General features: G+C 68.8%; 25 protein-coding genes. 15 read left to right on the top strand and 10 right to left on the bottom strand.

The genetic code is table 11. From position 1 onward, the window contains the following. The first annotated feature begins 19 nt into the window (after positions 1 to 19). The 8 genes from NOW55_RS03615 (at position 20) to NOW55_RS03580 (ending at position 7,272) form a co-directional block, all read left to right on the top strand. Complete coding sequence (locus NOW55_RS03615) at positions 20 to 412, top strand: cupin domain-containing protein (RefSeq protein WP_256398707.1); 393 nt, start codon at positions 20 to 22, stop codon at positions 410 to 412. 164 nt (positions 413 to 576) lie between these two features. After that, positions 577 to 1,422, top strand: a complete 846-nt coding sequence (locus NOW55_RS03610) for a helix-turn-helix transcriptional regulator (RefSeq protein ID WP_256398706.1) — start codon at positions 577 to 579, stop codon at positions 1,420 to 1,422. A gap of 151 nt (positions 1,423 to 1,573) precedes the next feature. Further along, positions 1,574 to 1,945: a winged helix-turn-helix transcriptional regulator gene (locus tag NOW55_RS03605; protein WP_256398705.1), complete on the top strand. Its 372-nt coding sequence runs from the start codon at positions 1,574 to 1,576 to the stop codon at positions 1,943 to 1,945. A 141-nt stretch (positions 1,946 to 2,086) separates the two neighbouring features. Beyond that, on the top strand, positions 2,087 to 3,112 hold the full coding sequence (locus NOW55_RS03600) for a methyltransferase (RefSeq protein ID WP_256398704.1): 1,026 nt from the start codon (positions 2,087 to 2,089) through the stop codon (positions 3,110 to 3,112). Positions 3,113 to 3,128: 16 nt separating this feature from the next. Then, on the top strand, positions 3,129 to 4,016 hold the full coding sequence (locus NOW55_RS03595; RefSeq protein ID WP_256398703.1) for a cupredoxin domain-containing protein: 888 nt from the start codon (positions 3,129 to 3,131) through the stop codon (positions 4,014 to 4,016). Positions 4,017 to 4,231: 215 nt separating this feature from the next. Continuing rightward, a complete protein-coding gene (locus NOW55_RS03590) occupies positions 4,232 to 5,266 on the top strand; it encodes a thiamine pyrophosphate-dependent dehydrogenase E1 component subunit alpha (protein ID WP_256398702.1) in 1,035 nt (344 codons plus the stop codon). Beyond that, on the top strand, positions 5,263 to 6,273 hold the full coding sequence (locus NOW55_RS03585; RefSeq protein ID WP_256398701.1) for an alpha-ketoacid dehydrogenase subunit beta: 1,011 nt from the start codon (positions 5,263 to 5,265) through the stop codon (positions 6,271 to 6,273). Before NOW55_RS03590 ends, NOW55_RS03585 begins: the two co-directional genes overlap by 4 nt. Then, positions 6,274 to 7,272: an NAD(+)/NADH kinase gene (locus NOW55_RS03580; protein WP_256398700.1), complete on the top strand. Its 999-nt coding sequence runs from the start codon at positions 6,274 to 6,276 to the stop codon at positions 7,270 to 7,272. 14 nt (positions 7,273 to 7,286) lie between these two features. Here NOW55_RS03580 and NOW55_RS03575 read toward each other — a convergent pair whose 3' ends face one another. The 3 genes from NOW55_RS03575 to NOW55_RS03565 all read right to left on the bottom strand — a co-directional run bounded on the left by NOW55_RS03575 (position 7,287) and on the right by NOW55_RS03565 (position 11,301). After that, the gene (locus NOW55_RS03575; RefSeq protein ID WP_390293326.1) at positions 7,287 to 8,915 is read right to left on the bottom strand and encodes a dihydrolipoamide acetyltransferase family protein; all 1,629 of its coding nucleotides are present in this window, start codon (positions 8,913 to 8,915) and stop codon (positions 7,287 to 7,289) included. A gap of 112 nt (positions 8,916 to 9,027) precedes the next feature. Further along, complete coding sequence (locus tag NOW55_RS03570; RefSeq protein ID WP_256398697.1) at positions 9,028 to 9,501, bottom strand: DUF7992 family protein; 474 nt, start codon at positions 9,499 to 9,501, stop codon at positions 9,028 to 9,030. 429 nt (positions 9,502 to 9,930) lie between these two features. Continuing rightward, the gene (locus tag NOW55_RS03565; protein WP_256398696.1) at positions 9,931 to 11,301 is read right to left on the bottom strand and encodes an NAD(P)/FAD-dependent oxidoreductase; all 1,371 of its coding nucleotides are present in this window, start codon (positions 11,299 to 11,301) and stop codon (positions 9,931 to 9,933) included. Between the two features lie 83 nt (positions 11,302 to 11,384). Here NOW55_RS03565 and NOW55_RS03560 point away from each other — a divergent pair, with 83 nt between their 5' ends. Further along, positions 11,385 to 12,203 (top strand): enoyl-CoA hydratase/isomerase family protein, encoded by an 819-nt coding sequence (locus NOW55_RS03560; protein WP_256398695.1) that lies wholly within the window; start codon positions 11,385 to 11,387, stop codon positions 12,201 to 12,203. On the opposite strand, the gene NOW55_RS03555 is transcribed toward NOW55_RS03560, so the two are convergent. Then, positions 12,204 to 12,629 (bottom strand): DUF7988 family protein, encoded by a 426-nt coding sequence (locus NOW55_RS03555; RefSeq protein WP_256398693.1) that lies wholly within the window; start codon positions 12,627 to 12,629, stop codon positions 12,204 to 12,206. 73 nt (positions 12,630 to 12,702) lie between these two features. Between NOW55_RS03555 and dgoD the strand changes: the two genes are divergently transcribed. Together dgoD and NOW55_RS03545 are read left to right on the top strand one after the other, a co-directional pair. Further along, complete coding sequence (dgoD, locus tag NOW55_RS03550; protein ID WP_256398692.1) at positions 12,703 to 13,851, top strand: galactonate dehydratase; 1,149 nt, start codon at positions 12,703 to 12,705, stop codon at positions 13,849 to 13,851. Between the two features lie 59 nt (positions 13,852 to 13,910). After that, entirely contained in the window at positions 13,911 to 15,209 is a 1,299-nt protein-coding gene (locus NOW55_RS03545) for a hypothetical protein (protein ID WP_256398691.1), read from the top strand. Between the two features lie 31 nt (positions 15,210 to 15,240). Here NOW55_RS03545 and NOW55_RS03540 read toward each other — a convergent pair whose 3' ends face one another. Further along, complete coding sequence (locus NOW55_RS03540; protein WP_256398690.1) at positions 15,241 to 15,459, bottom strand: hypothetical protein; 219 nt, start codon at positions 15,457 to 15,459, stop codon at positions 15,241 to 15,243. A gap of 126 nt (positions 15,460 to 15,585) precedes the next feature. After that, on the bottom strand, positions 15,586 to 17,013 hold the full coding sequence (locus NOW55_RS03535; protein ID WP_256398689.1) for an aldehyde dehydrogenase family protein: 1,428 nt from the start codon (positions 17,011 to 17,013) through the stop codon (positions 15,586 to 15,588). Between the two features lie 194 nt (positions 17,014 to 17,207). Here NOW55_RS03535 and dpsA point away from each other — a divergent pair, with 194 nt between their 5' ends. Next, entirely contained in the window at positions 17,208 to 17,738 is a 531-nt protein-coding gene (dpsA, locus tag NOW55_RS03530) for a DNA starvation/stationary phase protection protein DpsA (RefSeq protein ID WP_256398688.1), read from the top strand. Between the two features lie 40 nt (positions 17,739 to 17,778). Here the strand turns inward: dpsA and NOW55_RS03525 are convergent, their stop codons facing one another. Further along, positions 17,779 to 17,922 carry a hypothetical protein gene (locus tag NOW55_RS03525; RefSeq protein WP_256398687.1) on the bottom strand — a complete coding sequence of 48 codons (144 nt, stop codon included), beginning with the start codon at positions 17,920 to 17,922 and terminating at the stop codon, positions 17,779 to 17,781. 92 nt (positions 17,923 to 18,014) lie between these two features. On the opposite strand from NOW55_RS03525, the gene NOW55_RS03520 reads away from it, so the two are divergent. Together NOW55_RS03520 and NOW55_RS03515 are read left to right on the top strand one after the other, a co-directional pair. After that, the gene (locus tag NOW55_RS03520) at positions 18,015 to 20,177 is read left to right on the top strand and encodes an alpha/beta hydrolase family protein (RefSeq protein ID WP_256398685.1); all 2,163 of its coding nucleotides are present in this window, start codon (positions 18,015 to 18,017) and stop codon (positions 20,175 to 20,177) included. Between the two features lie 193 nt (positions 20,178 to 20,370). After that, the gene (locus NOW55_RS03515) at positions 20,371 to 20,874 is read left to right on the top strand and encodes a macro domain-containing protein (protein ID WP_256398684.1); all 504 of its coding nucleotides are present in this window, start codon (positions 20,371 to 20,373) and stop codon (positions 20,872 to 20,874) included. A gap of 9 nt (positions 20,875 to 20,883) precedes the next feature. On the opposite strand, the gene NOW55_RS03510 is transcribed toward NOW55_RS03515, so the two are convergent. Next, positions 20,884 to 21,858 (bottom strand): aldo/keto reductase, encoded by a 975-nt coding sequence (locus NOW55_RS03510; protein ID WP_256398682.1) that lies wholly within the window; start codon positions 21,856 to 21,858, stop codon positions 20,884 to 20,886. 73 nt (positions 21,859 to 21,931) lie between these two features. On the opposite strand from NOW55_RS03510, the gene NOW55_RS03505 reads away from it, so the two are divergent. After that, positions 21,932 to 22,405 carry a PKD domain-containing protein gene (locus NOW55_RS03505; protein WP_256398681.1) on the top strand — a complete coding sequence of 158 codons (474 nt, stop codon included), beginning with the start codon at positions 21,932 to 21,934 and terminating at the stop codon, positions 22,403 to 22,405. Here NOW55_RS03505 and NOW55_RS03500 read toward each other — a convergent pair. Both NOW55_RS03500 and NOW55_RS03495 read right to left on the bottom strand, forming a co-directional pair. Beyond that, positions 22,402 to 23,529: an ABC transporter permease gene (locus tag NOW55_RS03500; protein ID WP_256398680.1), complete on the bottom strand. Its 1,128-nt coding sequence runs from the start codon at positions 23,527 to 23,529 to the stop codon at positions 22,402 to 22,404. The two genes, NOW55_RS03505 and NOW55_RS03500, sit on opposite strands and share 4 nt — an antisense overlap. After that, on the bottom strand, positions 23,519 to 25,339 hold the full coding sequence (locus tag NOW55_RS03495) for an ABC transporter permease family protein (RefSeq protein ID WP_256399334.1): 1,821 nt from the start codon (positions 25,337 to 25,339) through the stop codon (positions 23,519 to 23,521). Before NOW55_RS03495 ends, NOW55_RS03500 begins: the two co-directional genes overlap by 11 nt. Between the last annotated feature and the right edge of the window lie 63 nt (positions 25,340 to 25,402).

Raw genomic sequence — 25,402 nt, 5'->3', positions numbered from 1 at the left:
TCGACGACAGGTGACCCAGATGAAACAAGCGAAAGAAGCGGTGCCAGTCAGAGTCGACACGCCCGCCGCCGTCGCCCGCCAGCAGATGGGGTTCGGCGACACGAGTGGGTACGGAGAGCTCAGTGGTGAGTACTTCACGTTCGCTTCCGGGACGGATCTCACGCCCCTCCTGGCCGGACTGGAGGACGACCTCTGCCAGTGTCCCCACTGGGGGTACGTGCTGGAAGGCGAGCTCGCCGCGGAGTATGCGGACGGACGTGAGGAGATATCCCAGGCCGGCGAGCTCTTCTACTGGCCGCCCGGCCACACGATTCGGGCCAACGACGACTCCGAGATAGTCATGTTCAGCCCACAGGAGGAGCACGCAGCAGTCCTCGATCACGTCCTGACGAAAGTGAGCGAGGGTGGATGAGGGGACGACCCCCCGTTTCGTCAGCGGGGTAGCGTCCGGTTCCGCGGCTCCGCCCTCCCGCGAGGAGACCCCGTGGACGCTCTGGTGTGGAGCCAGGCGCTCCCGTTTGGAACGGTGGTCGAGCCCCGGAGAAGGGATTTATACTCTGATTGTGAGTTTCTAGCATGGATACCGCGATACAGGCCATCGAGTTTCTGGCACGCTCGGAGCATCGCGTCGCGGCACTGGAGGCCTTCAGGGAAGATGCGCGGGACCGCCGCGACCTCCGCGCGACGACGGGGGCGTCGGACCCCACCATCGGACGGATCATCCGGGACTTCGAGGACCGCTCGTGGCTCACACGCGACGGCCCGAAGTACGAACTCACACCGCTGGGCGAGTACGTGACCGACCGGTTCTTCGAACTGCGCGAGGGGATGAGAACAGGCGAGACGCTCCAGGAGGTCTGGCGGTGGTTGCCCCAGGAGATGGATGGGTTCGCGGTCGAGCAGTTCGAGGACGTCGTCGTCGCGTACCCCGGGCCGAACTACCCGTACACGCCCGTCGAACGGGTGACCCACCTCCTCGAATCGACCGATTCCATCCGGGGGCTCGGAACGACGATCTACAAGTCGGGGAACCTCGAGGTCTTCTGCCGACGCGTGTTGGAGGGAATGGAGATGGAGTACATCTACTCGCGTCCAGTGCTCCAGGCGGTCGTGGACTGGAATCCGGAGCTGGTGGCCAGCGCGTTCGAGTGTGACAACTGCACCGTCTTCCTTCACGACGACCTGCCAGACGACACCCGGTGTGGCCTCAACGTCATGGACGACTGTATCGGTATCTGTGGGCACGACCCGGAGACCGCCCAGCTCGAAGCCGTCATCGACACAGCGTCGCCCGATGCACGCGAATGGGCGGAGGCAGTCTACGCCCGGTGCCGGGAGGAGGCGCGACCGTTCGCAGTCTCGGAGCTGGATCCTGTTGACTCGCAGACACGGGCAGAACGGCTCCGTGTCGAGTCACAGTAGCCTCGCACGCACCCTGCAGAGACGGTCGTCGGCGACGGTCGCTCTCCAAGGGGACTCCACCCCAGGTGTCGACTCCGTGCCGGGCCGTTCGTGTCCGACGGAACGCTTCGGATAGCTTTTTCGTGGGGGATGTTAACACTAGCCTAGGAAGATGGACTACGAGGACCCACCGAAACCCGACCCGGAAGACGACCTGTTCGAAGTCTGCCCGGTCGCCCGGGCGTTCGAGATCGTCGGCTCCAAGTGGCGGCTCGCTGTCCTCCGGAGCCTCCATCTGTACGGCGAGCAACGGTTCAGCGAGCTCCAGGAGACGACGACCGCCGATTCGTCCACCCTCTCCCGAGTTGTCGAGGAGCTCGAGGAGCAGGAGCTTGTCACGCGCCGGCTGGAGGACCGGCCCATCGCCACCTACTACGACCTGACCGAACCGGGTGACGGACTCGCGACCGTGTTCGAGGCGTTCGAGGACTGGGCGTTCGAGTACACCGCCGCGGAGATGCCCGCGCTCGAGGTCCAGGACTGACCGCGGACGCCTCCCGCGAGGTTACCGCCGGTTAGCTCGTTGTGGTGGTCACACCGAGTCGCAATCGTCTCACAAAAATTATAATTCTGGCGGTCGCGATAGCTTCATCCGTGGTCACCGGGACCACGGAGGGTACATGAGATGCCAGGAGACGAGCCGACTCCCGAACGCATACTCGAGCTCGGTCAGGGATTCTGGGCGTCGAAGGCACTGCTGAGTGCCACCAGTCTCGGGGTCTTCACCGAACTCGACCGGAACGGACCGCTCACCGTCGAGGAGCTGGAAGAGTCGCTCGGTCTGCATCCGAGGGCCTCGCGTGACTTCCTCGACGCGCTCGTCGCGCTCGACCTGCTGGAGCGCGAGGCGTACGAGTACCGGAACACACCCGAGGCAGCGGCGTTCCTCGTCGCGGGGAAACCGACGTCGTTCGTCGGCTGGTTCGAGATGGTCGACGACCGCCTCTATCCGTTCTGGGGGGACCTGGAAACCGCACTCCGAACCGGACGCCCCCAGAACGAACTCGAGGACGAGGGGACACACCCGTTCGAGGGAGTCATCTACCACGACGACGACATCCTCGAGCAGTTCGTCGGCGCGATGACCAGCCTCAGTATGGCCGCGGCTGACGTCATCGCCAACGAGTTCCCGTGGGAGGACCACGACTCCGTGGTCGACCTCGGGACCAGCGAAGGCGTGGTTCCGCGGCGTATCGTCGAGGTGAACGACCACGTCCGGGCCGTCGGGGCCGACCTCCCGCGCATCGAACCGCACTTCCAGCGCTTCACCCGGGAGAGCCCCGCCGCAGACCGCATCGAGTTCCGGACCGTCGACTTCTTCGCCGACGAGTCGCTGCCCGCCGCGGACGTCTACGTCCTCGGCCACATCCTCCACGACTGGTCGTTCGACGACAGACGGGAGATACTCTCGAAGGTGTACGGGGCGGTCGAGCCCGGTGGGGCCGTCGTCGTCTACGGAACGATGATCGACGAGGACCGCCGGAACGCCGTACTGCCGCTCCTGATGAGTTTGAACATGCTCATCGAGACACCCGACGGCTCGGACTACACCCCCGGCCAGTGCATCGAGTGGCTCCACCAGGCCGGGTTCGAGGGCGGGGAGGCCACGCCCCTGCCCGGACCGGACACGATGGTCGTGGCCCGGAAGTGACAGCAGCAGAAGGACGATGCCACGCAAGACTCACACCAGTGCGGACGGTCGCGGAGACGTATCGACAGCCACCGATGGTCCGGTCGAACCGCCGGACACGGGGACCGGTGTCGGACGGCGGGCACTGCTCTGGGCGCTCGGTGCGGGGGCCGCGCTCACGTCGGCGGGGAGCGCACCCGTGACGGCCGAGTCCGACGCCGGGCAGCCGGAGATCGACCCGCTGTACGGGTACGCGACGCCGGACGCGAGCGCCGTCCCATCCGGTCTCCAGCCGGACCACACGGTCGAGCTCCACGTCGAGGAGGGTGGCCCCTGGGAACCGGGACGGCCCCAGGACACCGTACACGGCCCGCTGTTCCACTTCGAGCCGGTGGGACTGGCCGTCGAACCCGGGGAGGTCGTCCAGTTCACCTTCAAGACGCCGGACCACTCGGTCACAGCGTACCACCCGGCACACGGCTACCAGCAGCGGGTCCCACAGGGCGTACCACCCTTCTCGTCACCGGTCGTCGGCGCCGGTGGCGCGTGGCTGTACCGGTTCGACGAACCGGGGCTGTACGACGTGTTCTGTGCGCCCCACCACATCCTCGGAATGGCGATGCGGCTCGTCGTCGGGGAGCTCGCCGAGGAGGACGTGCCGTCCTACGAGGACACGTTCCAGGGTGACCCCGGACCGCCGCCGCTGCTGGCTCCGTTCAGCAAGCAGTTCCTGGAAGGGGAGCTCGAACACTTCAGCCGACCCGGCGAGAACGTCAACCTCGAGTGGGTGTGGCTCACCCCGCAGGAGGTCCTCGACACGGACGCCCTCGACCCGAGCAACATCCAGGCCGAGGACGGCTCCGTGTCGTTCGAGGCGGTGCTCGCGGACATCGACCGCATCGAGGTTGCACAGGACGACGGCTGACCGACCGCGGCAGCGAGACGCGGTCGACCGGGCGAGCTTGCAACCCGCCGGTGCCGAAGCGGCCGGTCCGGAGTCGGGCAGCCTGCCCGACTCGGCCGAGCCGCGACCTCGCGACAGCTGGTCCGGCAGCGATGAGACCATGCAGTCGGCGAAATCGTTGGGTAGACGATACTAACACGAACAATTATGATTGTTCTGACGAACATTGGTGTTGTATGGTAACATTAGACATAGAATCTGCGGAGGGACAGACCGAGATCCTCCGCCGGATGCTGACGATACGCGCGTTCGACACCAAAGCCGGTGAGCTGTTCGCCGACGGCGAGCTCCCGGGGTTCGTCCACCTCTACATCGGGGAGGAGGCCGTCGGGGTGGGCGCGGTCTCGGCGCTCGAGGAGCAGGACTACATCACGAGCACCCACCGTGGCCATGGCCACTGTATCTCGAAAGGGCTCGACACCTACGAGATGATGGCGGAGCTGTACGGCAAGCGCGACGGGTACTGTAACGGCAAGGGTGGCTCGATGCACATCGCCGACGTCGACGCCGGGATGCTCGGCGCGAACGGGATCGTCGGCGCAGGGCCGCCGCTGGCGACAGGGGCGGCGCTCACGGCCGAGATGAAGGACGAGGACAGGGTCGCGCTGGCGTTCTTCGGCGACGGTGCGGTGGCCCAGGGGCAGGTCCACGAGGCCATCAACCTCGCGGCGACGTGGGACCTCCCGGTGGTGTTCGTCGTCGAGAACAACCAGTTCGGCGAGGGGACACCGGTCGAGGAACAGCACAACGTCGAACACCTGAGCGCGACGGCCGAGGCGTACGACATCCCCGGGTTCACCGTCGACGGGATGGACGTGACGGCCGTCTACGAGGCGGTGACGGAGGCGCGCGAGCGGGCAGCCACCGGCGAGGGCCCGACGTTCATCGAGGCGGACACCTACCGCTACGAGGGCCACTTCGAGGGGGACCACCAGCCCTACCGGAGCAAGGAGGACATCGAGCTCTGGAAGGACCGCGACGCCATCGAGACGTTCAAGAACCGCCTCGTCGACGCCGGGACGATCACCGAGGAGGAGTTCGAGTCGATGCAGTCGGAGATCGACGACGAGATCGAGACGGCGGCGGAAACGGCGAAGGAGGCCGACTACCCCGACCCGAGCGAAGCGTACGAGGACATGTTCGGCATGACGGTCCCCGAGATCAACGACTTCGGGGCGCAGATGCGCGCCGACGGCGGTGAGACCCAATGAGCACGACTAGCCAGCCCGGAGACGACGTATCGGACACACAGGAGATGACCATCCGCGAGGCCATCCGCCTCGCGCTCAGAGAGGAGCTCGAGCGCGACGAGGACGCCTTCATCATGGGCGAGGACGTCGGAGAGTTCGGCGGCGTCCTGAGCGTCACCGGCGACCTCGTCGAGGAGTTCGGCGAGGAGCGCGTCCGGGACACACCCATCAGCGAGGCCGGATTCATGGGGGCCGCCGTGGGGGCGGCCGCGACGGGGTCGCGACCCGTCGTCGAGATCATGTTCTCCGACTTCCTCGGCGTCTGCTCCGAGCAGATACTGAACCAGATGGCAAAGAACCGCTACATGTTCGGCGGGAAGACCGAGATGCCCGTCACCGTCCGGACGACCGAGGGCGGCGGGATGGGTGCGGCGAGCCAGCACTCGGGGACCATCCACACGTGGTTCGCCCACCTCCCCGGCGTGATGGCCGTCACCCCCGGGACGCCGCGCGCGGCCAAGGGGCTGCTGAAGACCGCCATCCGCTCGAACGACCCGGTGTTCTTCTTCGAGAACAAGATGATCTACGAACAGGCGGGCGAGGTGCCGGTCGACGAGGACTACACCGTCCCGCTCGGGCAGGCGAGCGTCGAGCGGGAGGGCGACGACGTCACGGTGGTCGCCACCCAGCGGCTCGTCGGCGAGTCCCTCGACCTCGCGGAGGAGCTCGACGGCGAGACGAGCGTCGAGGTCATCGACCTCCAGTCGCTCTACCCCCTCGACACGGAGACGCTGGTCGAGAGCGTCGGGAAGACCGGCAGACTCGTCGTCGCCGACGAGAGCCCGCTCTCGTACGGCACCCACGCCGAGGTCGTCGCGCGGGTCCAGGAGCAGGCGTTCTTCAGCCTCGACGCCCCCATCCAGCGCGTCGGCGTCCCCGACACACACATCCCGTTCAGTCCCGCCCTCGAGGAGGAGGTCCTGCCCGACGCCGACGGCGTCCGTGCGGCCATCGACCGTGTGGTCTGAGTGACCGCCACGGTCGGCCTCGTCGTCAACCCGGCGGCAGGCCGAGACATCCGCCGGCTCACCGGCGGTGCGAGCGTGAGTGGCGACTACGAGAAACGCCGGACCGCCGAGTGCGTCCTCGCCGGGCTCGCCATCGCCGACGACGTCGAGGTGCTCGTCATGCCCGACCGGGGGAACCTCGGCCAGCGACTCGTCGACGACGCCCCCGACGGCCTGCCGACGAGCCTGCTCGACACGCGCGTCACGGGGAGCGGCGAGGACTCGCGGCGCGCCGCCGCGCGATTCGCGGCCGAGGCCGACGCCGTCGTCGTCCTCGGCGGCGACGGCACCAACCGGGACGTCGCACACGAGTCGGGGGACGTGCCGGTCGTCAGCGTGTCGACGGGGACGAACAACGTCTTCCCCACCGCGGTCGACGGCACCGTCGCCGGCGGCGCGGCCGCCCTCGTGGCGACAGGTGCCGTGTCGCGCGAGGGGACGACCTATCGCCACGGGATGGTCGAGGCGGTCGCCGACACCGCCACCGGCGAGCACACCATCCGGGGGCTGGCGACGCTCGGCGTCCTCGACCAGCAGTTCATCGGGACGCGCGCCATCCTCGACGCCGACACCGTCGTGGGCGGCGTCGTCTCGCGGGCGTTCCCCACCGAGATCGGGCTGTCGGGCATCGCCGGCGGGCTCACCGTCGACCGCCCCGACGAGGCCGGTGGCGTCGGCTTCCGACTCGGCCCTGCAGGGGAGTGTCCACAGACCGTCCGGGCCATCACCGTCCCGGGCGTGGTCGACCGGCTCGGCGTTCGGGAGTGGGGTGAACTCGCGGTCGACGAGCCGATGGCCTTCGAGCTCCCCCGCGGCGTGCTCTCCGTCGACGGGGAGCGCGAACTGGAGATCAGGGAGGCCACCATCGAGGCCCGGCCGGTCGCGGACGGGCCGGTCGTCGTCGACATCGACGCGGTGTACGAACAGGCTGCCGCCGAGGGCTACTTCAGGACGGACTGACTCCGTCTGACGGGTCAGCGCCCGCCCGCGGCGATGACGAGCGGCCACGGGTTCTCCACGTGTTCGACCAGCGAGCCGAGGAAGCGGGCCGCGTCCGCGCCGTCGACGATCCGGTGGTCGAACGAAAGGTCGAACGAGATCTGCTTTCGGACCCCGACCCCGTCCTCGGTGGGGACGACGGCGTCCTCGATGGCGTTGACCCCGAGGATGGCGACCTGCGGCGGGTTGATGACCGGGTCGAACGACTCCACGCCGAGGACGCCGAGGTTGGAGACGGTGAACGTCCCCCCGCTGAGGTCGTCCATCGTGTACTCGCCCGAGAGCGCCCGCTCGGTCACGGCCCGGCGTTTCTCGGCCAGCTCGCCCAGCGAGAGCCCGCCGACGTTCCGGACGACGGGAGCGACGAGTCCCGCGTCGATGTCGATGGCGATGCAGACGTTCTGCGTCTCGTGCAGGCGGTGGACGTCGTCCTCGAATGTGGCGTTGAACGCCGGGTGTTCGTCGAGCGCCGCAGAGAGCGCGACGAGGAGGACGTCGTTCACCGTGACCTTCTGGTCGAGGCCGTCGTCGGCGGCCGTCGCGGCGGCGAGCAACGCCTCCGCATCCGCCGTCCGGTGTGCCGTGACGTGGACCGCCTCGCGGTAGCTCTCCCCGAGCCGCTGGGCGATGGTCCGTCGCATCCCGGTGAGGGGTCGTTCCTCGTCTCTGGTCCCCGGCGGCTCCGCCTCGGCGGCCCCCGCTTCGGCATCCTCCCCTGCGGCCGCCCGGACGTCCGCCTCGCCCACCCGTCCGCTCGGCCCCGTGCCGGAGACCTGCTCGACGTCGACGCCCAGCTCGCGGGCGAGTCGCCTGGCCGACGGGGACGCGAAGACGCGCTCACCGGCGGCCGCGTCCTCGGCGGCGGGCTCCGTCGTCGCCCCGGTCGCGGCGGCAGCCTCGGGCTCCGTCGTCGCTGCGGCCTCGTCTGTCTCGGTGGCCGCCGACTCGGCCGCCGCCTCGACGTCGGACTCCGAGACCGCGCCCTGCGGCCCGGTTCCCTCGACGCCGGCGAGGTCGACGCCCAGCTCCTCCGCGCGCTTCTTCGCGCGTGGCGTCGCCTTCACGTCCTCTGCCGCGGTCGTGTCACCGCCCGAGTCGGCGGCAGCCTCGACATCGGCTTCCGAAACCGCACCCTGTGGCCCCGTCCCCTCGACGCCAGCGAGGTCGACGCCCAGTTCCTCCGCTCGCTTCTTCGCGCGCGGTGTCGCCTTCACCTGTGTCGTCGATGCTGCACCGCCAGTGGACGTGTCGACCGTCCCGCCGCCCTCCGATGAACCCTCTGCCGACGCCTCGGCAGTCGAGGCAGCCCCGGCATCGGCGTCCTCGCCTTCCTCCGCCGCCTCGCCCCCGGTGGCCTCGGCGAGCAGGTCGGAGACGTCCTCGTCGGCGGTCCCCACGACGGCGACGTTCCCACCCGGCTCGACGCTCCCCCCGACGTCGAGGAGGATGTGGTGGACGACGCCGTCCTGTCTGACCTCGACCTCGCCCGTGGTCTTCTCTGACTCTATCTCGGCGATGACCTGCCCGGACTCGACCGCCTCGCCCTCCTCGACGAACCACTCGACCACCGTTCCCTGGTCCATGTCCATCCCGAGCTTGGGCATCTTGACAAGGTATCCCATGCCACACACTTCGCCGACGGTATCAATTAACGTTCCCCAGGACTCACGGACCGGGCGGGATTCCGTCGGCCAGACGGCTTGCGCCCGGCAGGACTCACTCCTCGCGACTGCCGTACGTCTCGTCGCCCCACCCGTAGTTGGACGCTTCGTCGTTCCGTTCGATGTAGTCCTCCAGAACCTCCTGGACCACCCGTCCGAGGTCGTCCAGCGCCCCGTCGATCATCGAAACCGTGCTCGAAGAGAGCGACTCGGTCGCGTCTAGCTCCCGCCAGTCGTCCGGAACCGTCGGGGCGTCGAAGCGAAGTCGGTCCTCGGTTGGGTCCCAGTAGAAGTCGAACGCCTGAAACAGGCCGAGGTCGTCGACGAGCCGAACCTGCGCTTCGTCGAGGCTCGTGTACTCGGTCCACTCGTTGAACCCCTCCTTCCACGCACCCTCCTGGAGCAGGTCCTCGACGTCCTCGCGGTAGAAGTCCTCCGATCCGAGCGTCTCCTCCTCCCACTCGAAGTCACGCGGCATTCCTCGGTTCGAGAGGTCCGGTGGTTCCGGAACCTCGATATCGGGGGCCATACCGGTAATTCGGTCGGAAACACAATAAAGCCCACAGCAGTCTCCCACGAGACGCCGCGCACAGGAGAACGTCCCGCTCCTTCAAAGACGAACGCTCCTCGACGATGCAGACGCACTCCCCGCTCAGTGCGGTCGATACGATGGACGGACGCAAAATGTACGCCCGGAACACTAACGGCCGGTCTCATCCCGAGGCGGCGTGCCAAGTCGACCGGGAAACCCTCGTGCCGGGCGGGCAGTGAGCCAGCACTGCCGGGTGCCGACCGGCGTGAACCTGGTCGGCGGGCCGCGGAGCGGCCGGCAAACGATGTCGCGTGCCTGGGTTCTCCGCCGGTTCATCGCTCCCGAAACGGGTGCGCTCGGGCGGGGACTAATGGCACGCAGGAGTGGGTAGCCGGCCGACGCGGTAAGGTCTTGCGGGTCTGCCGTTCAGACGGTGTACTCGTCCTCGCGGATCTGGACGTAGCCGTTCTTCATGAAGCTCCGCTTGCGCTTCTTGTACTGGTAGACGAGCTTCAGGCCCCCGATACCGCCGGAGAAGTTCGTCTCGATGAGCTCGCTCGCCGCGTCGGCCATGAGGTCGTTCGCGATGCCGAACGTGCGGTCCCAGTCGTCCGGCTCGTAGGACTTCACGATGTCCGCGAAGGAGAGGTTCCGGACGAGCTCCTCGCCGATGATGTTCTTCCAGACGTCGTTGTAGCGGTGCAGCGAGTCGACCGCGGCGAGACGACCGGCGAGCTTGCCCGAGCGGGCGGCCACGTGGTAGCCGCCCTCGTGGAACGCCGAGGTGGTGCCCATCGCGCCGCCGGTGACGGCGACACCCGCCTCGACGGGCGAGTCGATGGGTCGCGTCGAGGAGATGGGGTAGGTCTCCGTGCCGCCGGACTTGCCGCGGTCCTCGACGAGCGGGAAGTCCTCCTCGATGTCGTACTCGTCGCCGTACTCGATCTCGAGCAGCCGGCGGATGTACTCCCCGGCGCGGGGCAGGCTCTCGTCCCCGGGTTCGAGCAGCCGGAACGCCTCCGGGTGCTCGACGTCCTCGAGCGTCATCCCGATGGGCATCGTCAGCCCGATGCGGGCGATGTTCCCGTCGTTCGGGAAGATCCACGGGTAGGCGGTCTCGCCCGGCATCCAGCCCCACCAGAACTTCAGGACGTTCTCCTCGAACACCTCCTCGGGGACGCGCCGGTGCTCCTGGTAGGCGATGTGGTTCGCCTTCGTCGAGGCCATCACGTCCGCGACGCTGCGGTCTCCGGGGAGGAACTGGTCGAGCGTCGGGATGGTGACCGTGCGCTGCGGGCCGTCCGAGAGGATCAGGTACCGCGCAGCCACGTCCTCCCCGTCGGCGAGGTGGACCGTGTGCCGGTACTCCGCGTCGAGGTCCGAGTCGACGCCCCTGACGGAGACACCGACGCGGTACTGTGCCCCCTCGTCCTCGGCGCGCTCGCGGAGCCAGTCGTCCATCCGGGCGCGCTGGAAGGTGAAGCCGAACCGGTCGTACGACGAGTCGATGCCCGTGCTGCTCATGTGTGTCGTCGTCGCCGGCCCGATGAAGTCCACGCCGTCGAGCTCCTGCAGGACGACGCCCTCGGGCAGCTCGGAGACATCGAGGTCCATGATGTCGATCCAGTAGTCGAGCATCCCGGCCGCGTCGGTCGAGTCGGGACCGAGCCCCTCGCGGTCGGCGCGGGGGACGCCCTTCTCCAGCACCACGGTGTCGGCACCGTGGTAGGCCGCCTCGATGGCGGCGCTGGTCCCCGCTGGACCGCCGCCGACGATAGCCACGTCCACGTGTTCCATACCCAGACTGGTTTCATGGCGGCGTATTAAACCCCCTGAACCGGCTCGGCGGATTTTTCACGGAGCCACACGCAGGTCCGCGCATGACAGACGGATCCGACGACACCGGAGCCACGACAGGGTTCGACCACGTGACCGTCGCCCGGGACGACGGGGTCGGCCGCGTGACGCTGGACCGACCGGAGGCGTACAACTCCCTCGACGCGGCGACCGCCCGCGACCTCCGCGCCGCGATCGTCGAACTCGCCGAGGACGACGACGTTCGCTGTCTCGTCCTCGGCGGCAACGGCCCCGCCTTCTGTTCGGGGGCGGACCTCGGGTCGTTCGCGGGCGACGAGACCGACCGGAAGCGCCTCGATTCGGTGGCGACGCCGCTGCACAAGACCGTCGAGACGCTCGCGACCGCGAAGAAGCCGACCGTGACGGCCGTCGGTGGCGTCGCGGCCGGCGGCGGCCTCGGCCTCGCGCTCGCCGCCGACGTGGTGCTCGCCCACGAGGACGCGCGCTTCGAGTTCACGTACACCCGCATCGGTCTGTCGGGCGACGGCGGCTCGACGTGGTTCCTCCCGCGGCTGCTCGGCTACCGTCGGGCCCGCGAGTTCGCGCTGCTCGACGAGCCGATCTCCGCGGAGGAGGCGGCTGCAGCGGGGCTCGCGACGGAGGCCGTCCCGGGCGACGAGTTCGAGGCCCGCGTCGACGAGGTCGCGCGGGGGTTCGCCGACGGCCCGACGCGAGCCTACGCGAACATCAAGCGACTCCTCGCCCGCGGCGAGGACCGCGACCTGCCGGCCCAGCTCGCGGCCGAGAAGGACGCCATCACCCGCCTCTCCGGTAGTGCTGACTACGCGACGGGCTACGAGGCGTTCTTCGGCGACGAGGAGCCCGAGTTCGAGGGTCGATAATCAGTCACGGAGTTCCACCTCGACGCTCTCCTCGGGCGGGCAGTCGCGCCGATGGTAAGTCGGCTCGACGCCGGACCGGTCCAGCTCGAACAGCTCGAACGTGACGACGAGTCGGCCGTCCGCGACGGTCGCTCGACAGACCGGCCCGATGCTCGTGACGGCGACGTACGGCGGCGCGGCGACGGGCGACGCCTGCAGTTCGTACCCGGCCGCCTCGACCGCGCCGCCGAGCAGTCCCGGAAGCGCGTCGAGCGCACCCGACTCGGTGAGCACCGCCCGGAGCGGCTCCACGACGGCAGCCCGGTCGGTCGGCGGCGTCTCCCAGGCCGCGGCGACGCGGTCCGCACAGTCGCCGAGGCGGGTGAGGAGGGCCGCGTGTTCGTCGAGGACGTGACCGCGGGCACGCCGGGCGGCGTCGACTGTCACGCCCGGCGGTTCGACGGGCGCAGGCAAAACCGCAACGGTACGTCCAAGTACCCTGGAGCCAACCCCCGAGTCGATGGAACTCGTCGACTACGAGCTGTATCCGGTCCCACCCCGCTGGCTGTTCCTCAAACTGGAGACCAGCGACGGCACCGTCGGCTGGGGGGAGCCGGTCGTCGAAGGTCGCGCCCACACGGTCCGCGCCGCAGTGGTGGAACTGGTCGAGGACTACCTGCTCGGGGAGGACCCGCTGCCAGTCGCCGACCACTGGGAACGGTTGTACCGCGGTGGATTCTACCGCGGCGGCCCGGTGCTCTCCTCCGCGCTCGCCGGTATCGACCAGGCGCTCTGGGACATCCGTGGCAAGCACTTCGGTGCGGCGGTCCACGAACTGCTCGGTGGACCAGTCAGGGACCGCGTCCGGGTGTACCAGTGGGTCGGCGGCGACCGGCCCGAGGGGGTCGCCGACGCAGCACGCGAGCAGGTCGACGCCGGGTTCACCGCGCTGAAGATGAACGCGACGCCGGAGCTGGAACGCATCGACTCCCCGGCGACGGTGCAGGCTGCGGCCGACCGCCTCCGGGTGGTCCGCGATGCCGTCGGACCCCACGTCGACGTCGGCGTGGACTTCCACGGCCGCGCGACGGTCGCGATGGCCGAACAGCTCGTCGAGGCGCTCGAACCGCACGATCCCTTCTTCGTCGAGGAGCCCGTCGCGCCGGAGCACGCCGACGCGCTGCCGCGCATCGCCGAACGCACGTCGACCCCAATCGCGACGGGCGAGCGGTGCTACCACCGGACCGACTTCCGGCCGCTGCTGGAGGCGGGCGCGGTCGACGTGGTCCAGCCGGACCTCTCCCACGCCGGCGGCATCACCGAGTGCAAGCGCATCGCCGACCTCGCCGCGACGTACGACGCCTCGCTCGCGCCGCACTGCCCGCTCGGCCCGGTCGCACTCGCGTCCTGTCTCCAGGTCGACGCCGTGGCACCGAACGCGCTCATCCAGGAGCAGAGCCTCGACATCCACTACAACGGGAGCGCCGACGTGCTCGACTACGTCGCCGACCCCTCCGTGTTCGACTACGAGGACGGCTTCGTCCAGATACCCGACGGTCCCGGCCTCGGCGTCGCGGTCGACGAGGACGCACTCGCCGCGGCGAGCCGGGAACCCGACTGGCACAACCCTGTCTGGCGGCGGGCCGACGGCAGCGTCGCCGAGTGGTGAGGAACCCGACGGTCCAGACAGGTCAGAAGACCTTTACGAGCCCTCGGAAACAGATTCACATGAAACGACCCTCCAGACGGCGTCTCATCGCGGCGACAGGTGCGGCGGCCGCATCGTTCTCACTCGCCGGCTGTTCGTCCGACTCGGGCAACGGCGACGGCACACCGACCGGAACGTCCGAGCCGACGACGGACGGGACCGCGACCCAGGAACCGACGACCGACGACGGAACCGACACCGGCGGCTCCGGCGAGCCCGTCGGCGCGGACCAGCTCGCGCGGTGGGTCCCCGTCTCGGACGCGTTCGAGTTCGACGTTCGGGCCGCGAGCTACTACGACGCCGACCTCACCGCCCTCGCCGAGCACGAGAGCGACTTCTACACCGGGACGTACGGCCGCGTCGCACAGAGCCTGCTCGGGGCGGAACTCGTCGACATCGTCCCGCCCGAGAGCCGGGAGCACGTCGTCCAGATCGTTCCCGCGTTCACCATCGTCCTCCGGACGTCGATGAGCGCCGGGGAACTCGCCACGGCGGTCACCGACGCCGGGCTCTCGGAGACCGGCACGCAGGGAGACGCGACCATCTTCGAGGGTGCGGTGAACAGCACGCAGTCCACGGTCGCCGTCGTCGAGGGCGTCGTCGTCCAGTCGTTCGGCTCCAACGCCCAGAACGCGGTCGAGACAGTGCTCGCGGCGCGCTCCGGCGAGACGGCCCGGCTACTGTCGAACAACGGCGAGGTGCGAACCACCGTCGATGCCATCGGCGAGTCGGAACTGCTCGTCGTCGCCGAGCGCCCCGAGGACGCCTCGTCCAACGACCCGTCGCTGGACGGCGCGATCGCACTCGGCTACGGCTGGCAGTTCGACGCCGACACGTCGAACATCACCATCGGCGTCACCTACACCGAGGGCGAGACGGCCGAGCCGTCGGCGCTGGCCTCCTATCTCACCGAGCAGGACGCCTTCTCGGACTACGGAAACGTCGGGAGTTCGGTCGAGGGACGAACCGTCTTCGTCACCGGCGACATCGCGACGAACCAGTTCGACCTCCTCAGCGCGGGCACGCCGGGCGAGTCGTCGAGTGCTACGGACGCGCCGCAGGTCCAGATCGCGTTCGAGTTCGAGGATGGGACGATGACCGTCTCCCACGATGGTGGCGACAGCATCACGGCGTCGAACCTCTCGCTCGTCGTCGGGGACAGTCCCGCGGGGAGCCAGTTCGCCGACCAGTACGAGGAGGTCACCGCAGGCGACAGCGTCTCGGTCGACGTCTCGAACGTCGAGAGCGGGACCAACGTCCTCGTCCTCTGGTCCGACGGCAGGAACAGCCAGATGCTGGCGCAGGCACAGGTTCCCTGACGGAGCCACGACCGACTGCGAACCCTCTCCGTCAGACGGACAGCGGCTTTTTACACCGGTTCGTCAACGAATCCAGTAAGGGAACGCCCTCCAGACGACGGCTCCTCGCGGGCCTCGGCTCGACGACCGTCACCCTGACGCTCGCCGGCTGTCTCGACGACGCAAGCGACGGTGACGAGCCGACCGAGACACCGACGGCGACGCAGACCGCCACGCAGACGACCGCGGTCTGGTCGGTCACGGTCGACATGAGCGGTCTCGGCCGCGGAGACACCAGTCCGGGTCGTCTGGACGGCACGACGCAGGTGCTCGGGAGCTTCACGCCGAACTGAGGTATCGCCACGCACTGCAACCTGAAAAGTCGCGTCGCCGCCGTTCAGAGCACGATGCTCTTCTTGCGCATGAACGCGTGGATGGAGGCGTCGATGCCCTCGCGGCCGATGCCGGAGTCGCGGTTGCCGCCGAACGGGATGTCGCCGAGGCCGTGGCTCGGCGCGCCGTTGATGCGGACCGCGCCGGCGTCGACCACGTCTGCGAGCCGCATCGCGCGGTCGTAGTCGGCCGTGAACACGCAGGCGTCGAGCGCGAGGTCGCCGCCGTTGGCGATGTCGACCGCCTCGTCCTCATCGGCGACCGAGGTGACCGCACAGACCGGGCCGAACTGCTCCTCCTGCAGGATGCGGGCGTCGTGGGGCACGTCGGCGAGCAGCGTCGGCTCGTAGGTGAGGCCGTCGCGACCGCCGCCGCGGACGAGCGTCGCCCCCTTGTCGAGGGCGTCCTCGACGAGCTCCTCGACCCAGTCCGCCTGGTCCTCGGAGATGAGCGGCCCGAGGTCGGTGTCCTCGTCGAACAGGTCGCCCTGTTTCCAGTCGTCCATGGCGTCGTCGATGCGGGCGACGAGGTCGTCGTGGATCTCCTCGTGGGCGAGCACGCGCGAGATGGCCGAGCACCGCTGGCCGGCGTACTTGAGCGAGCCCTTCGCCGCGGCCGCTGCGGCCTCGTCGAGGTCGGCGTCGGGGAAGACGAGCTGGGGCGCGTTGCCGCCGAGCTCCATGTGGAGGTTGACCATCCCGGACTCGTAGGCGACGTGCTTGCCGGCCCCCGAGGAGCCGGTCATCGCGATGGCGTTGACGCGGTCGTCGCCGGCGAGCACGTCACCGATCTCGGAGCCGTGGCCGGTGACGAGGTTGATGGCGCCCTCGGGCACCACGTCGCGCATCACGTCGGCGAGGATGGCCGCGCTGACGGGCGTCTTCGTCGCGGGCTTGAGCACGACGCTGTTCCCGGCGGCGAGCGCGGGCGCGACCTGGAGTGCGGTCGTCGCGAGGGGGTAGTTGTACGGCGTGATGCAGAGCACGGTGCCGACGGGCTCGTGCTTCACGACGGCCTCCCAGCCCTCGTGACCGGACGTGGTGCCCTCGCGGAACTCGCCCTTGATGTGGCGAATCTCCTCGGCGGCGCGGCGGAAGCGCTCTGCGGCGCTGCCGACTTCGCCGCGTGCGCTCCCGATGGGCTTCCCGGCTTCGCGGACGATGACCTCCGCGATCTCCTCCGTCCGTGCCTCGAGTCGGTCCGCGATCTCCTCGCACCACTCGCCGCGCTCGACGATGGTCGTCTCGCGCATCGTGGCCTCCGCGCGCTGTGCGGCGGCGAGGGCGTCCTCTGCCTGCTCGGGCGTGGCGGCGACGACCTCCGCGAAGTGACCGCCGTCGGCGAGGTCCGTCACCGGGATGACGTCTGCGCCGTCGACCCACTCGCCGTCGACGAGCAACCGTTCTTTTCGCTGTGCGGTTCTGGTAGCCATACTCACTGTAACGGGGGCGGAGCACAAAAATTTACTCATGGGTGAATAAAGAGCCTGAAAGCGTGAGTAAAGAATTCGTCGTTGGCTGTTGGATGCCAACCGGCCCGAGAGAGGTAAACAGAGTTTAGGAAAGCCAAAGAATTATTTGATTCGTGTGAATTTTTAAGTGGGTGGCGCGCGAACTAGGATTCGCAATGAGCACCCAGAAGACGGTCCTTCAGGAGGCGGGTACAGTCGAGGAGAGTTCGCTACGGCTCGACGTCGAGAAGGCGGAGCAGATCATCGACGCGCTGAACACGGACCTGGCCGCGACGTACACGTTCTACCATCAGATCCGCAAGCACCACTGGAACGTCGAGGGCGCGGAGTTCCGCGACCTGCACATCTTCCTCGGTGAGTTCGCCGAGGACCTCGAGGCGGCCGCCGACGAGCAGGCCGAGCGGCTCCAGGCCCTCGGTGGGGTCCCGGTCGCCGGGATGGCGGCACTCGCCGAGCGCTCGCCCGTCGAGCCCGAGGACGAGGACGTCTACGACATCCGCACCTCGCTCGAGAACGACCTGGAGATGGGTGGCGACATCATCGAGACGATGCGCGAGCACGTCGAGGTCGCCCAGAACCTCGGCGACCACGCGACGGCGCACATCCTCCGCGAGGAGCTCACCGAGCTCGAGGAGAACGTCCACCACCTCGAGCACTACCTCGAGGACGACTCGCTGAAGCAGTAGAACAGCTCGAAGGGGCCGGGGAACCGGCCGGAGTTCTTCGTTATCGCTGAACGTCGACCGTCAGGTCCGTCGCGATCCACGCGTCGGTGTTGTCGTCCTCGGAGAAGACGACCTTCCCGGGGGCGGTCTCGTTGGCCCTGACGACGGTTTCCTCGGTGGGCTCCTGACGCGGCGTTTGACTCATCAACTGGAGTTAGGCGAGCCTAAAGCTATAATGGTTTTGGTTCGCCTAAACGACGTAGGTGGATTGATGAACTCGCCGTGAGAGTGGCCGCCATGGACGGTCTACCACTCGACTCCTACTACGATCTCACGTCGCCGGGGTTCCAGCTCGCGGTCTCGCCGGACGGCCAGCGCGTCGCCTACACCGTCGCGGAGTTCGACGCGGACGCGGACGACCCGCACGGCTCGCTGTTCGTCGTGCCGACCGACGGCAGTCGGGAGCCGCATCGACTGAACCGCGCCTCCGACGCCGGCCCAGCGAAGTGGGGCCCTGATAGCAAGCGACTCGCGTTCGTGGCCGCCCGCGACGAGGACCTCGGGCTGACGGTGGCCGGGGACGAAACCGAGGAAGCAGCCGACACCGACCCCGAAGCGGGCGAAGACGAAGACGGTGCCGAGGATGACGGCGAGGGCACTGGCGGCGGCAACGGCGACGAGCCGAAGTCGCAGGTCTGGCTGTTCGACCTCGTCCGCGGCGGCGACGCCCGTCAGGTGACCGAGTTCGACGAGGGCGTCGCCGAATTCGACTGGGGACCGGACGGCGAACGACTCGTCGTCTCGGCCCGAGACCCGAGCGAACGAGCGGAGGCCGACGCCGAGGCGCGCGAGGACGGACCCGTGAAGACCGAGACCGAGCGTCTCCAGCACGTCCACGAGGGGCAGGGCTTTCTCGACGAGGTGGCGACGTACCTGTTCGTCGTGGACGTCGAGACCGGCGAGCAACGACGACTCGACCACACCGGTACCGCGACGGCGGCCGCCGCGCAGGGGCTCGGGCCGGCGTGGAGCCCCGACGGCGACTGCATCGCGTTCGTCGCGAACCAGCGCGCCGACGCCGACGACAGCAACGCGCGGGACCTCCACAGCATCGCGCCCGACGGCGACGACCACGTCGTCCACACCGACGGGGGCGTGAGCGCTGGCCGGGGCGCGTGGGACGACGCGGGCGACCGGCTCGCGTTCGCCGCCAGCCCGGCAGACGACGTGTACGAGCCGACGGAGCCGCACGTGCTCGACCGCGAGTCGGGCGACGTCGAGTCGGTGGCGGCCGGGCTCGACCGCACACTCTGGTACTTCGGCGGCCCCTGCTGGGTCGACGGCGACATCCTCGCGCTCGTCGGCGACGAGGGGCGCACCCGGTTCGCACGCTTCGACGACGACGGCGGCGGCGCGACGCGGCTGTACGAGGACCAGCGCGCCACCGAGTCACTGCTCACCTTCGACGCAGCGGGCGGCACCGCCGCGGCGGTAATCTCATCACCCGACGACGGCGTCGACGTGTACGGCCTCGACGTCGATGCGCTGGTTGCTCGCACCGAGGTGTCCCGAACCCGGCTCACCGCGCTCAACGACGACCTGCTCGACCGGTACGAGCAGCCGGGCTGCCGAAAACTCACCGTCGAGTCCGACGACGTGTCCGTCGACGCGTGGACGTTCTACCCGTCGGACTTCGACCCGGACGCCCCCGACGCGCGCCCGACCGTCCTCGCCATCCACGGCGGCCCGGCGTTCTACGACCAGCCGCTGTTCCAGTTCGCCGACGCCGTTCTCACGACCCGAGGGTACATCGTCTGCCGGGTGAACTACCGCGGCTCGACCTCCTACGGCAGTGCGTTCTCCGGCGCGCTCCGTGGCCGCTGGAACTCCGTCGAGGTCGACGACCTCCTCGCGGTCACCGACGAGCTCGTCGAGCGCGGCTGGGCCGATCCCGAGCGGCTGTTCGCCACCGGCTTCTCGCAGGGCGGCATCAACACCGCGTACCTCGTCACCCGCACCGACCGCTTCGCCGCCGCAGCTGCCGAGCACGGCATCTACGACGCCCGCTCGGCCTTCGGCACCGACGACTCGCACGTCTGGTGGGGCCAGGAGTTCGGCCTGCCCTGGGAGGACGGCGACACCTACGACGACATCTCCAGCCTGCCGGACGTGGGGGAGGTCGACACTCCGACACTGCTCACCGCCGGCGCGAACGACCGCCGGTGTCCGCCGGAGCAGGCCGAGCAGTTCTACGTCTCCCTCCGCAAGCAGGGGCTCGACTCGCGGCTGGTCATCTACGACGACGGCCACGACATCTCCACCCCCGTCCGTGCCATCCACCGTCTCGAGGAGCTCATCGGCTGGTTCGACCGGTTCGACCCGGCGACGGACGACGTTTCCCGCGAGGCGTACGACCCCCACGGGAGGGAGGAGGACGACGAAGACGACGAGGTGGAGTGAGGACCGCAGCGGGCCGTGGGAGTCGAGACGGCCGGGGCTTTCTGGTCGTTCGTAGTTCAAGCAGTCCCCACGATAACCGGGGGGTTTTCTGGCAGTCGTCATCACCGGCGAGTCCTACGACTGCTGCCCTACCGATGGTCGAGTTCAGCCCCCATTTTGAGGTAGCCAGCAACCGAACACACAACCACTGACAATGCAGTTCACCGTCGTACAGGGCGACATCGCCGCACAGTCCGCCGACGCGCTCGTCAACGCCGCCGGCACGAGCCTCCGGATGGGGTCGGGCGTCGCGGGCGCGCTCCGCCGTGGCGCGGGCACGGGCATCAACGAGGCCGCGATGGCGAAGGGGCCGGTCGACCTCGGCGAGTGCGCCGTCACCGACGCGTTCGACCTCGACGCAGACTACGTCGTCCACGCCGCCGCGATGCCGCACTACGGCGACGGGAAGGCGACCGAGCAGAGCATCCGCGACGCGACCCGGAACGCGCTCTCCGCAGCGGAGGCACGCGGCTGTGAGTCGCTCGTGATCCCGGCGCTCGGCTGCGGCGTCGCGGGCTTCGACCTCCGTGAGGGCGCACGCATCATCTGCGAGGAGCTGGCCGCGTGGGAGCCGACCAGCCTGACAGACGTACGGTTCATCGCCTACAGCGACGACGAGTACGAGACGGTTCGGGAGGTGGCCGGGGAGTTCGAATAGCTCGCTCGGTCACTCGTGGCCGGAGACCTGGACCGGCTCGTACGGCTCCTCCAGCCACGCGACGTCGGAGTGGCTGAGGTCGATGTCGAGCGCCTCGACGGCCTGCTCCAGGTGTTCGATGGTGGTCGTGCCGACGATTGGCGCGTCGACGACGTCCTTCGAGAACAGCCACGCGAGGGCGATCTGGGCCATCGTCACGCCGTGTTCGGCGGCGAGCTCCTGTACGCGCTCGTTGATCTCCTTCCCGCCACCCTCGAAGTAGGGATGCTCGCGGGCGAACTGGTCGCTCTCGCCCCGTTCCGTCGCGTCGAACTCCTCGTGCGGCCGGGCGAGGTAGCCCCTGGCCAGCGGTGACCACGGGATGACGCCGACGTTCTCCTTCGCACAGAGGGGGAGCATCTCGCGCTCCTCCTCGCGGTAGAGCAGGTTGTAGTGGTCCTGCATGGTGACGAACCGCTCCGTGCCGAGCCTGTCCGCCGTGTGCAGGGACTCGGCGAACTGGTGGGCCCACATCGACGACCCACCGATGTAGCGGACCTGGCCGCGCCGGACCGCGTCGTCGAGCGCCCGGAGCGTCGTCTCGATGGGTGTGTCGTAGTCCCAGCGGTGGATCTGGTAGAGGTCGACGGTGTCCATCCCCAGCCGGTCGAGGCTGTTCTGCAGCTCCTGCTCGATGGCCTTCCGGGAGAGCCCGCCGGAGTTCGGGTCGTCCTCGTCCATCTGGAAGTAGCCCTTCGTGGCGACGACGGCCTCGTCCCGCTGGCCGTCGAGTGCCTCCCCGAGGATGCGCTCGGACTCGCCGACCGAGTACATGTTCGCGGTGTCGAAGAAGTTGATGCCGAGGTCGAGCGCGCGGTCGACCAGCTCCTTTCCCTCGTCCTCGTCGAGGACCCACCCGCGCCAGTCGGGGTCGCCGAAGCTCATGCAGCCGAGGCAGATGCGACTGACCTCCAGTCCCGTATCGCCGAGAGTCGTGTACTCCATGGGCGGTCCCACGAACCGAGGGGGCAAAAACGTGAGCGCAACGCTTATTTTCGGGCTGGGAGCACGTCGGGACATGTCGGCGTATCAGAAGACCCTCCTCGCGCTGTGCTGTCTCGTGCTGTGTACCGCCGCCGTCCCCGTCGCAGCCACACCCACCCAGGAGGCCGACACAAGCGGGCCGAACGTGACCGTCGAGGCGCCCGACCGCGCCGTCTACAACGCCACGTCGACGTTCGAGGTGGCCGTGACGAACGCGACCGGTGCCGTCTCTGTGGAGTGGACGTTCCCCGACGGCTCGACAGCGACGACCCAGCAGGCGAGCTACCGGTTCCAGCAGACGGGCAACGTGACGGTGACCGTCGCCGTCACTGACGACACCGGGACGACGACGCGCACCCTCGACTACGAGGTGTTCCGGTACACGTCGGGGCGGGGCGATTCACAGGCACTGCCGGTGCTTGGGATGCTGGGCATCTCCGTCGCGTTCATGGGGTTCGTCGTCGCGCTCTACTTCAAAGTCCTCCCCTGGTTCTACCGGAACATCTAGAGCCCCTCCGGGTCCATGAACTGGACGCCGAGGCGCGTCCCGAGGTACGCGAGGACCCCCAGACAGGCGTAGACGACGACGAACGCCCAGGTCCACTCGCCGGGGCTGCCGATGGCCAGCCGGGCGACCGTGTTCGCCGGGTGTTCGGGCAGCAGGCCCGCGACCGTGATGGCCCCGAGGACACCCGTCGAGTAGAGGAACTGCGCCTGCCGGCGGTCCGCCGCCGCGAGCGCGATGCCGATGCCGACGGAGACGACGAGCACCGCCAGCGCGCCGACCAGCCCGACGAGCACGAGCGGGTTCGAGATGCCGGTGCCGTTGAACCAGAGCAGGCCGAGCCACAGCGCCGCCTGCACCGGCGCGAGCGTCGCCGTCGCGAGCAGCTTCGCGTCGACGATGTCGCCGAGCGTGACGGGCGCGACCCGGAGCAGTTCGAGGGTCCCCCGCTGGCTCTCCTCGGTCAGCGAGTCCACCGCGATGGAGCCCGAGATGAACACCGGCAGGAACATCAGCAGCGGCACCAGCACGGTGTAGGTGAACCCGAAGTACGGACTGGAACCCTGCTTCGGTGGGACGTCGAGCACCTCCCGGTCGAGGCTGGTCCGGTACTCCTGTCGCAGGTTCTCCTCCATCGCCTGCAGCGTCTCGCGCACCTGGACGATGATGACCGTCGTCCGCAGGTTCTCGTCGGGAACCGTGGCCTGGACCGCCACCGTCCCGTTGCCGGCGTGGGTCGCCACCAACATCGCGTCGACGCGCCGGTTCTGGAACCCCTCGCGAGCCTCGGCCGCGGACTCGTACTGGACGACCTCGATGCTGTCGTCGTTCCCGACGACCTCGATGACCTCGTCGGAGGCGTTGCCGCCGACGGCCATCTGCAGCGTGTATCCCTCGACACTCCCCGGGTCGTACAGCGAGACGAGCCCGACGACGAGGAACGACGAGAACGACGCCACGAACAGCTGGATGAGCAGCGCGAGCACGATGGTCTTCTCGGACCGGAGCGACGCGATCTCGCGCTTCGCGATGGCGAGACGGGCCCGCATCGCGGCGCGTCGGCTCCGGCCGCCGGTCGGCTCGCTGTCGTCGCGGCCATGGTGGACCGGCGGGCCGTCACGCGACAAGGCTGCTCACCCCCAGGTTGTACAGCAGGTGGACGGCGACGGCGATGCAGAACGCACCGATGTACGCTCGCTTCGAGCGCTGTGCCCCGAGCGCGGAGATGGTCGCCGTCACCGTGTGCAACAGTAGCGGCATCGCCAGCAGCCCGAGGGCGACCAGCGGGTCGATATCCCCGACCGTCGCGTCCGGGAACACGCTCTGTCCCTCCGGGAGGGTCTGGAGCTGGACGAGTTGGACGAGCAGCGTCAGCTTCTCCGCGAGGAAGAACCCCACACCGCTCGCGACTCCGAGGACGACCGCCGCCCACTTCGAACGGTCGAACCGCGCGTACTCGAAGCCCGCGTAGACGTGGATGCTCTTGGCGAACTCCTCGATGACCGCGACGGTGAGAAAGAGTGCGGGAATCGAGATCGAACGGGGCAGGATGAACACCATCGCGATGGCGAGCAGCTCCGCGAGGAAGACGAAGGGAAGCAGCAGCATCGTCACGAAGGAGACCGACGCGACGCTCCGGACCCGCGTCGCGATGGCGTCGAGCGCCTTCTGGTGGACCGCGCGCTGGCTGAACATGTCCTCCTCGCGGTAGGTGCCCGCGCCGAGGGTGAACAGCACGAGCGACGTGAGCAGGAACGGCACGGTGGCGAACGTGAACTCGCCGAGCCCCACCGACTGCCCCTGCAGGTCCATCACGACGACGGTCAGCGGCGAGATGAGCGCGATGGGCGTCACGTCGGTGAAGATGGCCGGCACGAACACGTACGAGGTGAGGAACACCGACACCGCGATGGTGACGAACGTGAGCTCCTTGAACGACCGGGCGAACATCCCGCCGACGAACGTCGCGGAGAGGAAGAGCAGCGCGATGGGGATGACCGCGCCGACCGAGGCCACGCCGCCGCCGATGGCCCACGCGATGCCGACGGTGACCGCGACCAGTCCGAGGAAGTACGGGAGCGTCTTCCCGGCGATGATGTCCCGCCGGGAGACGGGTGCGACGAGCAGGAGTTCGCCACGACGGTTGATGCGCTCGTTGATGATGGTGCTCCCGTACGCCTGGATGACGAAGTTCATCGGCACGATGAACAGGAACGCGAGCACGAGCGAGCTGAACGGGAACGGCGGACTGATGCTGCTCGGGTCGCCCGAGCTGGTGCCCGCTCCGAAGCCGCCGCCGCCACCGAGGTTCGGGGCCGCGATGCCGTCGTCGTCCGAGCTGGGCCCGGTACCGTCGTCCGTTCCGCCGCCGGGAGCGCCGTCGTCGGTCCCACCCGTGCTGGTGCCGGTACCGCCGTCGCCGTCAGTGCTGTCCGTGGTTCCGCTGCCGGTGCCGGAGCCGCTCTCGGGCTCGAACGTCGTGCCGCCGCGTGACTCGTAGCTCACGTCCACGACCACTGGGAACGCGGCGCTCTGGTTGTCGTCCCCGCGCATCTGTTCGTCGTTGTACTCGACGACGGCGGACCGGAACTCGGCGTAGGCCGCCTGTCCCTTCCGCGTCGAGCGCGGGATGGGTGGCCCGCGTTCGGTCACGAGGAGGTCGATCTCCCCGTTGTTCAGCGCGGCGGCGGAGGCGTGGTCCGGTCTGGCCGCGAACTGGGAGCTCTCCTGGACGACATCGTGGTACGGGTCGCCGGGTTCGACGCCGACACGGTAGATGCCGTCGTCGAGCCCCGGGCCCTGCGAGATGACGACCGGGGCCGCGAGCCCGCCGACGACGAGGAGCAGGATCGCGACCGCAGCGGTCCCCCGGTCGACGGTGCCGGCGCTCTTCTCGACCTCCCAGCGGGCGATACGGAGGGTCTTGCGCGGGGACAGCGGCGGCCAGCTGTCGCGGAGTCGGGTCGGGAGCGAACGGAGTCGTGAGAGCGTGAGGCGCGA

Origin of the sequence: Haloarchaeobius litoreus, assembly GCF_024495425.1 — an archaeon.
Lineage (GTDB): Archaea > Halobacteriota > Halobacteria > Halobacteriales > Natrialbaceae > Haloarchaeobius > Haloarchaeobius litoreus.
This window is presented reverse-complemented; position numbering and strand designations above follow the sequence as displayed.